Below are 12,672 nucleotides of genomic sequence, written 5' to 3'. Positions count from 1 at the left end.
GTTATCGCGTTCCCCAGTTGTAGAACTGTTTGTGGAGTTTCAGATACACGAACGTCTCGGTGGAGAGCACGCCCTCCAGCGTCCGGATCTCGGAGTTGAGCATCGTGATGAGGTCGAGGTCGTTCTCGCACACCACCTCGGCGAGGATGTCGAAGGTGCCGGCTGTCAGCACCACGTAGTCCACGTCCGGCATGGCCGCCAGCTTGTCGGCGACCGCACGCGTGTCGCCCGTGCAGCGCACGCCGATCATCGCCTGCCGGTAGAAGCCGAGCTGCATGGGGTCGGTCACGGCCACGATCTGCATCACGCCCGACTCGGTCAGCTTCTGCACGCGTTGGCGCACCGCCGCCTCACTGAGACCGACGGCTTTGCCGATCTCCGCGTACGACTTGCGACCGTCCACCTGCAGTTGTTCGATGATCGCCTTGGAGACATCGTCGATGACCGCAGCCTTCTGGCCGTTCGCTGCCCGAGGGGTACTCATGGAGCGATTCTGTCAGTGGATCGGGCACCTGGCAAGCGATTCCGCACGAATTCGGGCATTTGGATGACGAAATCAGCAGACCCGCGCCCGAAACGCATGCTTATTCGAACGCGGCCAGCCCGGTCAGCGCCCGGCCGAGGACGAGCGTGTGGATTTCGTCCGTCCCTTCATAGGTACGCACGGACTCCAGGTTCGCGATGTGGCGCATGACCGGGAAGGCGCTGGTGATGCCGTCGCCGCCGAGGATGGTCCGCGCCTCCCGGGCGATCGCCAGCGCCTCCCGCACGCTGTTCAGCTTGCCGACGCTGATCTGGGTCGGCGTGAGGCGCCCGGCCTCCTTGAGCCGTCCCAGGTGCAGCGCCAGCAGCATCCCCTTCTCGTACTCCACGAGCATGTCGGCGAGTTTCTGCTGGATGAGCTGGGTGGCGCCGATCGGTCGCCCGAACACCTCCCGGGTGGTGGCGCGCTCGATCGACACCTCGAGGCAGTCGCGCGCCGCACCCATCGCGCCCCACACGATCCCGTACCGCGCCTCGTTGAGGCAGGAGAACGGCCCGGAGAGCCCGCGCGCGCCGGGAAGCTGCGCCGAGGCGAGGACGCGGACCTCGTCGAGCACGACGTCGCACTGCACGGAGGCGCGCATCGACAGCTTGCCGTCGATGGCGGTCGCGGTGAAGCCCGGCGTCGAGGTCGGGACGAGGAACCCGCGGACACCGTCGTCGGTCTGAGCCCACACGACCGCGACGTCGGCGAGGCTGGCGAGGCCGATCCAGCGCTTGGTGCCGGTGAGGACCCAGTCGTCGCCGTGGCGGCGGGCCCGGGTGCGCATGGCGGCCGGGTCGCTGCCGCCGTCCGGCTCGGTGAGGGCGAAGCAGCCGATCCGCTCGCCGCGTGCCATCGGCGGGAGCCACTCCTTCTTCTGCTCGTCGGAGCCGAACTTCGAGATGGCGCTCATGGCGAGCGAGCCCTGCACGGAGACGAAGGTGCGCCAGCCGCTGTCGGCCGCCTCCAGCTCGTGGCAGACCAGTCCGTAGGCGACCGCTCCCGCGCCGGCGCATCCCTCGTCCTTCAGGTGCATACCGAGGAAGCCGAGGGCGCCGAGCTCAGCGACGAGTTCGCGGCGGAAGTGCTTGTCCTCGAAGTCCTGCTCGATGACCGGCCGGATGCGGTCGGTCGCGAACGTGCGGGCGCGGTCGCGCCAGCCGCGCTCCTCGTCGGTGAGGAGGGGGTCGAGGCTGAAGGCTTCCTCGAGGGTGGTCGTCACGGTCGGGTCCTTTCGGTGTCGGTTGCGTCTCCGGTTGCGTCTCCGCTTGCGGCTCCGGCTTCGACGACTTCGTCGGCCCATCGTGCGCTGTGTGCGCCCAGGAGCGGCGGCGGGGTCCGGTGGATGGCCGGGGCCGCATCCAATCGGATGGGCGTCGCGGGGGTGCGCGAGACGCGGCCGGTGTCCGGATCGGTCGTCGTGACGACGGGGTCGAGGCCCAGGCATTCGGCGAAAGCGAACGCCTCGGCGACGTCGTTGACCAGACCAGCGGGGACTCGCACCGCCGTCAGCTCGTCCACCCAGGCGGCGGCGGGGCGGGCGGCGAGGAGCGGATCCAGCACCTCCCGGAGGGCTGCGCGGTTGCGGACGCGCGCCTCGTTCGTCGCGAAGCGGCCGTCGGCGGCGAGCTCTGGACGACCGATGGCCGCGGCCAGCGCCGCGAACTGCCGGTCGTTGCCCACCGCGACGACGAGCTCGCGGTCGGCCGCTCGGAAGAGCTCGTACGGCGCGATGCTCGGATGCGCGTTGCCGAGCCGGGTAGGGGAGAGGCCGGTCGCCAGCGTCGCGGACGCCTGGTTGGCGAGGGCCGAGAGCAGGCAGCTGAGCAGGTCCACCTCCACCCGGGAGCCGCGGCCGGTCGCATCCCGTTGCCGCAGGGCGAGCAGGATGCCGGAGAACGCGTTCAGGCCGGTGAGCACATCCACCACCGCGACACCCACCTTTGTGGGCTCGCCGTCGGGCGCGCCGGTGATGCTCATGAGCCCACCGACGGCCTGCACGAGCAGGTCGTAGCCGGGCAGCGCAGCACCTTCGCCGCGTCCGAAGCCGGTGATCGAGCAGTAGACGAGGCGCGGGTTGGCCGCTCTGAGGGAGTCCTCGTCGAGGCCGAACCGCTCCATGACGCCCGGACGGAAGTTCTCGACCACGACGTCGGCCGTCTCGGCCAGTCGCCGGGCTTCAGCCAGACCGTCGGGGGTGGTGAGGTCGCAGACCACCGAACGCTTGTTGCGGTTCACCGCACCGAAGTACGTGGACTCGCCGGCGTCGTCCACCGGCGGTCGCCAGGCGCGGGTGTCATCGCCGGACGGGCTCTCGATCTTGACGACATCCGCGCCGAAGTCGGCCAGCATCATGGTGGCGTACGGCCCGGCGAGCACCCGGGAGAAGTCGGCGATGCGCACACCGCTGAGCACGCCGCTGGGCACGACGGTCGTCTGCGGGGGGACGCCCTCGGCCATGCTCGCTCCTTCGCTCGACGCCGCTTCATCCTAGGCGCGCGCTCCGTGTCGGCGTCCACGTCTCTGATGCGCGGGCTACACTCTCATCGACCACAGATCTGCGTCGTCGGAGTCCTCCGGCGCGACCGACCGCGAGGAGCCGACGATGACGGGCGGCTTCATCCGGTACGCGCCAGCTGCAGGCCCGTCGAGGTGGCTGCTCATCGCCGGGCGGCGCTTCGTCGCCGCCGTCGAGAGCACGGTGTCGGACGAGATCGTGGATGCGCTGTTCTGGCTAGCCGACTCCGACCTCGCCACCATCGAGTCGGTCGTCGGCGCGTTTCCGCTGGCGGGTCCGGACAGCGTCCGGTCGTTCGCTGTGGCCGAGCTCGCGGAGCCGAACGCGGCCGGCGAGGTGACGGTGACGGCGGTGGTGCGCGGGTCCGCCGCGATCGACGTGTTCTCGGTCGGCGGGGCCCGGAGGTTCTCGGCCGGCGGCGTGCAGCCGTGGGTGCTGGCCGAGTTCCGGAATGTGACCGGTCTCGTCCTGCAGGGCGACGACGCCGCCACCGGTCCCGTCGCCCGGCTCTCCATCGGATCCCTGCCCCTGCGTGTCGGAGTGACCGACGGCGAACTCCTCACCTGGACCCTCACGCCGATCGAACGCGCGGAGCGCGGCGCGCGGCCGACGGCGGCGACGGACGCCGAACCTGCGGCGACCGGCCCGGCGGCCGAAGAGACCATCATCCGGGACCGCAATCGAAGCTCCAGCCTGTTCGGACATTCGGCGGATGCGGCGGATACGGCAGAGCCGGCAGACGCCTCCGGCGGCACCGAGGACGTGCCCCCTGCGGTGCATCCCGCCCCGCACGAGCTTCTCGGTGCGGTCGACATCGACACGCCGACGTCCCTTCCCGCCATGCCGATCGCGCCCACTCCTTCCGGGCCGGTCGTGCTCGCGCCGCCTCCCGTCCGCTTCGCCGTCCGGCTCCCGTCGGGGGACACGGCGACTCTCGACGCCCCCGTGCTGATCGGCCGCCGGCCCGCCCCCGCGCGGGTCGACACCGGCGCCGAGCCGCGCCTGGTCGCTGTTCCGTCGCCGACGCAAGAGGTGTCATCCACCCACGTCCGCATCGAGCAATCGGGGGACGCGGTCGTCGTCACAGACCTGCGCTCCACCAACGGCACCGTCATCGCAGGGTCGAGCGGCTCGCGGCGGCTGCGACCGGGCGAATCCGCGGTCGTGCTCGCAGGAGCGAGAGTCGAGATCGGCGACGGTAATATCATCGAGATCACCGAAGCCCGAGAAGAAGGACGCGAGTGACCCAGATCGGTCGCAGCAGCAGACGCCACACGGTGGCCGTCCCCGGCGATCCCGACGCACGCATCAGCCTCTCGTGGGCGGCGCTCAGCGATACGGGCTACCGGCGAAGCGTCAACGAGGACAGCCTCCTGGCCCGTTCGCCCATCTTCGCGGTGGCCGACGGGATGGGCGGCCACACCGCAGGCGACTTCGCCAGCACGGCGGTCGTCACCCGCCTGGCCGAGAAGGTGAAAGCCGACTTCGTCGGTGAGGTCGCGCTGACCGAGGCCCTGCGCTCGGCCGTCGACGACATGACCCGCGGCGTCGGGCACACCGATCTCGGGACCGGAACCACCGTGACCGGGATCGCCCTGACCCTGGTCGACGGTGCGCCGTACTGGCTGGTCTTCAACATCGGCGACTCCCGCGTGTACAGCTACCGCGACGGGACGCTGGAGCAGCTGACCCTGGATCACTCGATCGTGCAGGAGCTGCTCGACGCGGGCGCCATTACGCCCGCCGAGGCCGAGGTGCACCCGCACAGCAACGTCATCACGCGTGCCGTCGGGTTCAACGAGGACCCGGTCCCGGACTACTTCCTGCTCCCGATCGTGGCCGGCTCGCGCCTGCTGGTCTGTTCGGACGGCCTGACCAAGGAGCTGACCGAGCACGGCATCCGCTACTTCCTCGCCGAGGGCTCGTCACCGCTCGATGCGGCGCAGCAGCTGATGGATGCGGCGCTCGGTAACGGCGGCCGCGACAACGTGACCGTCGTGGTCGTGGATGTGCTGGCGACGCCGGAGTCGGGTGCGCATCGTGAGGGAGTGTCCCGCCGGGCCGCGCGAAGGCACTGATTCTGCCCCCCGACTTGGGGGTAAGGGACTTGTCCCCAGTGCGGGTCCGGGCCGGCTGGTGGCGGTATACGGCTGCCTACAATTGTCAGACCGCTTTTGCACCCGCGAAACGCGTTTCGTCGACGAACGGGAGGGAGCCGATGGCCCGGCGTTTGCCGTCCCAGCCGCCGAACCTTCCCGGTTTCTCGTACGTCCGGGTTCTGGGTTCCGGCGGCTTCGCCGACGTCTTTTTGTACGAGCAGAACATGCCGCGCAGGCAGGTGGCGGTCAAGGTGATGCTCGCCGAGGTGGTCACCAGCCAGGTCAAGCAGATGTTCCAGGCCGAAGCCAACCTGATGGCGCAGCTGAGCACGCATCCCTCGATCCTGACCGTGTACCAGGCCAGTGTGTCCTCCGACGGCAGGCCCTACCTGGTGATGGAGCTCTGCTCGGCCGCCATCGGTCAGCGCTACCGCAGCGAACCGCTCTCCGTCCCCGAGGTGCTCGCCACCGGTGTGCGGATCGCGAGCGCTGTCGAGACCGCCCACCGTGCCGGGGTGCTCCACCGCGACATCAAGCCGTCGAACATTCTGAGCACCGCCTACGGGCACCCGGTGCTGAGCGACTTCGGCATCGCCGCGACGCTCAGCGAGGCCGACGTGACCGAGGCGATCGGCCTGTCGATCCCGTGGTCGGCTCCGGAGGTGCTGCTGGATGAGACGAGCGGCACGATCGCGAGCGAGGTGTGGTCGCTGGGCGCGACCATGTACTCGCTGCTCGCCGGCCGGTCGCCGTTCGAGGTGCCCGGCAAGGAGAACACGTCCGCCGAGCTGATCCAGCGAATCACGAAGGGTCGCCCGCTGCCGATCGGCCGGGCAGATGTCCCGCCGCGACTGGAGCAGGTGCTGCTGCGCTCGATGTCGCGCCGGCCCTCGCAACGGCAGCGCAGCGCCCTCGAGTTCATCCGCGAATTGCAGGCGGTCGAGACCGAGATGGCGCTTCCGCAGACACCGATCGAGGTGGCGATGGACGACTGGGCCCTGGCGACCGCCGGTGACCCGGAGGATCGCACCCGCGTCAAGGGCGTCGTCGCCGTCGACCCGGGAGCCCGGCGGCGCAGGCGGCGCGCGGCTCCACCCTCCGCGACCGTGATGCGTGCCCCGACGCGCACGGTGGTGCGCGAGAGCGGGAGCGCGCAGACGCCGACCCAAGCGGCGCCGGCGAAGACGTCGCGAGCGCTCGTGATGTCGTTGATCGCCTGCGCGGTGCTGGTGGTCGTGCTGGCGGTGACGGCGTCGTTCGTGCTCGTGCGCGCGTCGGCGGGTAACGACATCCCGACCGTGCGCGACCTGAGCGGGCGCGTCACCGGGAGCACCATCGTGTTCACGTGGAGCGATCCTGGGCTCCAGAGCGGCGACACGTACCAGGTCACCGTGGACGACCAGCCGCCCAGCAGCCAGCACGCGACCGAGTTCCGGGTGGATGCGAAGCCCGGCGATAGTGTCTGCGTGACCGTGACGGTGAACCGCGACGGCAAGACCGGCGCGCCGAGCGGCCAGAAGTGCGTCGAGAGGGCGGACGGCACGTGAGCCGCTTCGGCGCCATCGGGTCCTGGCTCGCCGCACACAAGTCCATCGCGGCCACGGCCGTGAGCGGGACGGCGGTGGCCGCCCTGGTGACGACGCTCGCGGTGGTCTCCGGCGGGTACAGCGCCCAGCACCTGCAGCTGAACGACGCGGCCGTGTGGGTCGCGAGCGACGCCAAGAAGTCGCTGGGCCGCGCGAACACCGAGATCGACAAGCTCAACTCGGTGGTGGCGGGCACCGGCGAATCGCTGGACGTCGTCCAAGACGGCACGGATGTGCTCCTGGTCGACCGCGAGGCCAACACGGTCGCGGTGGTCGACCCGGCGAAGGCTGAGGCAGGCAAGTCGGTCGCGCTGCCGCCGCGGTCGCCGCAGGTGTCGCTCGCCGGCGGCCACGTGGCGCTGCTCTCGCAGACCACCGGCCAGCTGTGGCTGACCAGCGTCGGGCAGCTCGACCAGTTCAACTCGGGTTCGGCCGCGACGGTCGACCTCGGTGGTCGCGCGGTCTCTGCGATGGACCCCTCCGGCGTGCTCTTCGCCTACCAGCCGTCGACGCGTTCGCTGGTCCGTGTCGACCTGGGCGCGGCGGAACCCTCGACCACCACCCGGAGCGTTGCGACCACGGGAGACGGGGCGGATGTCGCCCTCACTACGGTCGGCGGTCACTGGGCGCTCTTCGACCCGGCCGAGCGCACGGTGTGGGTCGATGGCCGTGCCGTCGACCTGCGATCCCTCCTCCCCGAAGGAGCGGACGCGGTGCTTCAGCAGCCTGCAGCGGGCGGCAACGCGGTGTGGATCGCATCCACGACCGGCCTCGTGCGCGTGCCGCTCGACGGCGGAAAGGCGACGCGCCCGTTCTCGCAGGCCGGTGGCGCGCCGGCCGCCCCCGTCACGGTGGCGGGCTGCACGTATGCCGCCTGGAACGACGGGACCGCCTGGCGGACGTGCGCGAGTTCGGGTTCGGCCGGTTCGGCGGAGCGGACCACCCTGAAGGATGTGCCGTCGGCGGCCGACCTGCGATTCCGGGTCAACGGCGACCGCGTCGTTCTGAACGACGGCCGCTCCGGTGTCTCCTGGGCGGTGCAGAGCGGCAACGCCCGGATCGACAACTGGGACGAGCTCGTGTCGAAGAAGACCACGCAGGAGCTGGTCGACCAGACCAAGCAGGACACGGCGCCGCAGTTCGAGAAGCAGGAGCAGCCTCCCGTGGCCGTGGAGGACGCCTTCGGCGCCCGGCCCGGGCGTGTCACCCCGCTGCCTGTGCTGCTGAACGACTACGACCCGAACGGCGACGTGCTGACGATCGACTCGTTCACGGCGGTCCCTGCCACGCAGGGAACGATCGAGCTGACGAATGCCGACCAGCAGCTCCAGATCTCCCTTCCCGAGACGGCCACCGGGTCGATCGCCTTCGACTACACGATCTCCGACGGTCGCGGAGGGACGGCCACGGCGCACGTCGTCGTCACCGTGCGCTCGGCGGTGGAGAACACGCCGCCGGTCTGCGTCCGCAACGCCAAAGCGGTCGTTCAGGTGGGCGGCCGCGTGTCGTCGCCGGTGCTCGGCGACTGCTACGACCCGGACGGCGACTCCTTCTATCTTTCGGGCGCTGCCATCCCTGCCCCGGACACGGTGACGTTCACGCCGCAGGGGCAGGTCGCGTACTCGGACCACGGCGACGGAGCCGGGGTGAAGGATGTCGCGCTGACCCTCTCGGACGGCCGGGCCGAGTCGGCCGGTCTGCTGGCGGTTACCGTGCGTCCACCCGGGCAGGTCCCGATCATCGCCGACCCGTTCGCCGTGCTCGCCTACCAGGGTCAGGAGGTGACCGTCTCGCCGCTCGACCACGTGCGCGGTGGCAACGGCACCGTCCGGCTGAGCACCGTTCCCACCAAGGCGGACGCCACGCTCACCCCGGACTATCAGGGCGGCACGTTCCGCTTCGAGTCCGACCAGGCCGGAACGCACAACATCGAGTACTCGGTCACCGACGGTGTCGTGACCGCCACCGGTGTCGTGCGGGTCGAGGTGAAGGCACCTCCGGGCGCGAAGACCGCGCCGATCGCCGTGCCGCACACCGCGTTCATCCGCGAGCAGTCGACTCAGGATGTGGACGTGCTGTCGACCGACATCGACCCGTCCGGCGGCGTGCTGCTGGTCACCGGAGTGACGGATCCGGACGCGGCGACGGGCGTGCGGGTGCAGGTGCTGCAGCAGCGCACCCTCCGCGTCACGCTCAGCAGGCCGTTGGAGGGTCCGGTCGACTTCCACTACCGCCTGAGCAACGGGCTCTCGGAGACCGTCGGCACGGTCACCGTCGTGCAGCTGCCTCCGCTCACGGTCCACCAGCCGCCGATCGCCGCGCCGGATGCCGTTTCGGTGCGCGTGGACGACGTGGTCGACATCCCCGTGCTCTCCAACGACGTGCAGCCGGATGGCGACAAGCTCACCCTCGACCCGGCGCTCGCGACACCGCTGCCGAGCGGCGCCGGCCTGCTCTTCGCCAGCGGCGACCACCTGCGCTACCTCGCGCCGTCGAAGCCCGGAAACTACACGGCGGCCTACAAGGTGTACGGGGCCGACGGCCAGTGGGCCACCGCCGAGGTGACCATCGCCGTGCGCGAGCGCGACGCTGCCACCAACAACCCGCCGGTGCCGAAGACGGTCACGGCCCGTGTGCTGGCCGGCGACACCGTACGTATCACCGTGCCGCTCTCCGGGATCGACCCGGACGGCGACTCCGTGCAGTTCATCGGCCAGGAGACCAACCCGCAGAAGGGTGCGGTCACAGCATCCGGACCCGACTGGATGGACTTCCAGGCCGGCGACTACGCGGCGGGCACCGACACCTTCACCTACGCCGTGGTCGACGCCCTCGGCGCCCGCGCGACGGGGACGGTCCGCGTCGGCATCGCCGCGCGGGTGGAGGGCGCACGCAACCCGATCGCGGTGGAGGACGATGTCACCGCGCGACCGGGCCGGACCCTGAGCGTGCAGGTACTCGCCAACGACAGCGACCCCGACGGCAGTCCGCTCAGCGTGACGTCGGTCAGCTCGCTCGACGGCAAGGCCAAGGCGAAGGTCAGCAGGGACATCGTCACGGTCACTGCGCCCCAGACGCAGGGGTCCTACGGCTTCCTGTACACGATCCAGAACGAGCGGGGAGGGACCAGCCAGGCGTTCCTGCGGCTCACCGTCGACCAGAAGGCGCCGCCGGCGCGGCCCGTCGTTTCGGACACGACGCTCGGGCTCTCCGACATCCTCGGCAAGCAGCGGGTCGACGTGAACGTCCTCGCGAACGTCTTCTTCGCCGACGGTCCGGTGTCCACCCTCAAACTGTCCCTGGTGCCGGGCTACAGCACGGGCGCCCAGGTCACGGCCTCGAAGCGGCTGCGGGTCACGGTCCAGGCGAAGAGCCAGATCGTGCCGTTCCGCGTGGCGAACCCCGAGGACGAGTCGGTCGTCGCCTACGGCTTCGTGCACGTCCCGGGCTACGACGACGCCCTGCCACAGCTCAAGCGCGGCGCACCCAAGCTGACGGTCGTGAGCGAGAAGACCCTCACCATCCACCTCAACGACTACATCGTCGCCGTCGGTGACCGGAAGGTGCGCCTCACCGACGCCGCGACGGTCCGCGCCACTCACGCGAACGGCGACGACCTGGTCGCGGGGAGCGACACTCTCCAATTCACGTCCTCGCCGCGGTACTTCGGGCCGGCCTCCATCTCGTTCCAGGTCACCGACGGGTCGAGCGCGAGCGATCCCGACGGCAACGTCGCGACGATCGTGCTGCCGATAGACGTGACCCCGCGCGACAACCAGCCGCCCGTGTTCACGGGCGCGCTCATCGACTTCGAGCCGGGACAGACGAAGACGATCGATCTGACCAAGGTGACCAAGTACCCGTACGCCAAAGACCAGGCGGAGCTGGTGTACTCCATCCAGGACCCGCGCCCGGTCGGGGTCAGCGCCTCCCTCGCCGGTCAGAAGCTCACGGTGACCGTGGCGACGAGCACGCCCAAGGGTGCGACCCCTTCCTTGTCGATCGGGGTGAGGGATGCCGTCAACGCAGGCCAGGCCGGGCGGATCGACATCTCCGTCGTTCCGTCGAGCAGGCCGCTCGCGAGCCCCCAGCCCGACCGGGTGATCGCCCCGCGCGGACAGACGTCGAGCGTCGATGTGCTCGCCAATGACGGCGCCACGAACCCCTTCCCGGGCAAGCCGTTGCGTGTCGTCGCCGTCCGGGGCCTCGGAAGCGGGCTCCCGTCAGGCGTGAGCATCACGCCGAGCGCTGACAACTCCGAGCTCCAGATCACCGTGTCGCAGGATGCGGCGCCCGCGGATGCGACGCTGCAGTACGAGGTGGCGGATGCCACCGGCGATCCCGACCGCTACACCTGGGGAACGGTCGTCGTCTCGGTGCAGGACCGGCCGGCGCCGGTGAGCAACGTCCAGGTGAGCGCCATCGCCGATCGCAGCCTGACGCTCAGCTGGATTCCCGGCGCGTTCAACAACTCGCCGATCACGGGCTTCGAGGTCACCATGACCTCCGCGGCCACCGGTCAGGTGCTCTCAACCACGCCGTGCGCCACGACCACGTGCGCGATCACCACACCGGGCAATGGGTCCGCCAACGCCGTGAACCTCAGCGTCAGCGCCCGCAACGCGCTCGGACTCTCGGACCAGACGGCGTACGCCGAGCCCGTGTGGTCGGACGTCGTCCCGAACGCCCCGGCGGGCCTCTCGTCGGCACCCCTCGACCACGGTCTCCGCATCGCCTGGTCGAAGCCGGCCGACGCGCCGAACGCGAGTCCGATCACCTCGTATCTGGTCACGCTCGGCGGGGTGACCAACGCCGTCCAGGTCTCCGGGTCCGATCCCGTCGGCACGTCCTACGCATTGAACGTGACCGACGCGGGGATCGCCAACGGCGCGGCGATCGGCTTCACGGTGGCGTCGCGCAACGACTTCTATCAGGGACGGACGACCTGGAACCAGGCCTCTGGAAGCGGTATCCCCGCCGGCGCACCGACGACCACCGGTGTTGCTCCCGTCGCCACGCCGGACACGCAGGATGGGACGAGCGCCACGCTGAGCTGGTCGAACGTCTTCGGCGACAACGGCAAGGCGATCACCGACTACTACGCGGGCGTCTTCCAGGGCGGAATCGTTCCCGACTGCTCGGTGTCCGGTGTCGAGACCGGACGGCCGACGCTCAGCGTTGACCCGCGTCTCAACGATGTGCGCGGCGGCAGCACCACGTTCACCGGGCTCCGCCCCAACCAGAGCTACAACTTCGTGGTCTACGCCTACAACGGCCAGGGCTGCACGCGTTCGGCCGTCGTGACAGCCACGCCGCGTCAGTCGCCCGGGGACGTGACCGGCATCACCGTCGGGCAGCGGGTTCAGAACGGCAAGACGGTCGACTTCCCCGTCACGATCGACTACCGCGCGGGCGGGGGGTCCAGCCCGGTGTTCGACTACCAGCTGGTGAGCGCCGGGGGAGCCGTGGTCGACTCCGGCAGCCTGGCGGGCACGAGCGGGATCCTGACCGGCACGAACGGCAGCCACTACGGAACGCCGCTCACCGTGCGGATCACCCGGGTGTGCGAGAGCTACCCGGACGGCGCTCCGCTCTGTTCCTCGCAGAACGCGACCCAGCCGCTCGGCGTCGCGGTGAGCCTCGCGATCGATGGCGCACGCTACGACCCGGCGACCCACGTCTTCACCTGGACCAGCTGGCCCACCGGTTCGTACGACGCCGTCACCTACACGTGCGACGGGACGACGCAGCTGCCGATGCCGGCCGCGGGGCAGACCGCATCCTGCACCGCCCCGGCGAACGACCCGTCGCCGACGTTGACCGTCTCGGTGGTCTCCGGAGCCGACACGTTCAGCTGGCGCTACCCCGGATCGAGTCTGCAATGATCCGCGGACGCCATACTGGGGTGTGCCGCATTCCGCTGCACGCATATCCTTCCCTGCG

The 12,672-nt window shown here is 70.2% G+C and carries 7 protein-coding genes; 4 read left to right on the top strand and 3 right to left on the bottom strand.

All coding sequences use genetic code 11. The features are described 5' to 3' along the window. Position 1: 1 nt before the first annotated feature. From AB4Z18_RS09090 to AB4Z18_RS09080, 3 genes are all read right to left on the bottom strand, one after another. On the bottom strand, positions 2–484 hold the full coding sequence (locus tag AB4Z18_RS09090) for an Lrp/AsnC family transcriptional regulator (protein ID WP_441782359.1): 483 nt from the start codon (positions 482–484) through the stop codon (positions 2–4). Between the two features lie 100 nt (positions 485–584). After that, a complete protein-coding gene (locus AB4Z18_RS09085; protein ID WP_441782358.1) occupies positions 585–1,748 on the bottom strand; it encodes an acyl-CoA dehydrogenase family protein in 1,164 nt (387 codons plus the stop codon). After that, entirely contained in the window at positions 1,745–2,986 is a 1,242-nt protein-coding gene (locus AB4Z18_RS09080) for a CaiB/BaiF CoA transferase family protein (protein ID WP_441782357.1), read from the bottom strand. Before AB4Z18_RS09080 ends, AB4Z18_RS09085 begins: the two co-directional genes overlap by 4 nt. Before the next feature lie 145 nt (positions 2,987–3,131). On the opposite strand from AB4Z18_RS09080, the gene AB4Z18_RS09075 reads away from it, so the two are divergent. From AB4Z18_RS09075 to AB4Z18_RS09060, 4 genes are all read left to right on the top strand, one after another. Continuing rightward, positions 3,132–4,289: an FHA domain-containing protein gene (locus AB4Z18_RS09075; RefSeq protein ID WP_441782356.1), complete on the top strand. Its 1,158-nt coding sequence runs from the start codon at positions 3,132–3,134 to the stop codon at positions 4,287–4,289. Beyond that, positions 4,286–5,122 (top strand): PP2C family protein-serine/threonine phosphatase, encoded by an 837-nt coding sequence (locus tag AB4Z18_RS09070; RefSeq protein ID WP_441782355.1) that lies wholly within the window; start codon positions 4,286–4,288, stop codon positions 5,120–5,122. The genes AB4Z18_RS09075 and AB4Z18_RS09070 overlap by 4 nt, the downstream gene beginning before the upstream one ends. A gap of 140 nt (positions 5,123–5,262) precedes the next feature. Next, positions 5,263–6,690: a serine/threonine-protein kinase gene (locus AB4Z18_RS09065; RefSeq protein ID WP_441782354.1), complete on the top strand. Its 1,428-nt coding sequence runs from the start codon at positions 5,263–5,265 to the stop codon at positions 6,688–6,690. Then, positions 6,687–12,614: an Ig-like domain-containing protein gene (locus AB4Z18_RS09060; RefSeq protein ID WP_441782353.1), complete on the top strand. Its 5,928-nt coding sequence runs from the start codon at positions 6,687–6,689 to the stop codon at positions 12,612–12,614. Before AB4Z18_RS09065 ends, AB4Z18_RS09060 begins: the two co-directional genes overlap by 4 nt. Positions 12,615–12,672 lie beyond the last annotated feature (58 nt).

Source organism: Leifsonia sp. 2TAF2, assembly GCF_052115085.1.
Lineage (GTDB): Bacteria > Actinomycetota > Actinomycetes > Actinomycetales > Microbacteriaceae > Leifsonia.
The sequence above is the reverse complement of the archived record's forward strand: the minus strand, read 5'-3'. Positions and strand labels throughout refer to the sequence as shown.

What these genes read in the sequence shown, in the direction of transcription:
- AB4Z18_RS09080 (WP_441782357.1), bottom strand. Translation starts at nt 2,986, where the DNA reads ATGGCCGAGGGCGTCCCCCCGCAGACGACCGTCGTGCCCAGCGGCGTG.
- AB4Z18_RS09065 (WP_441782354.1), top strand. Translation starts at nt 5,263, where the DNA reads ATGGCCCGGCGTTTGCCGTCCCAGCCGCCGAACCTTCCCGGTTTCTCG.
- AB4Z18_RS09090 (WP_441782359.1), bottom strand. Translation starts at nt 484, where the DNA reads ATGAGTACCCCTCGGGCAGCGAACGGCCAGAAGGCTGCGGTCATCGAC.
- AB4Z18_RS09075 (WP_441782356.1), top strand. Translation starts at nt 3,132, where the DNA reads ATGACGGGCGGCTTCATCCGGTACGCGCCAGCTGCAGGCCCGTCGAGG.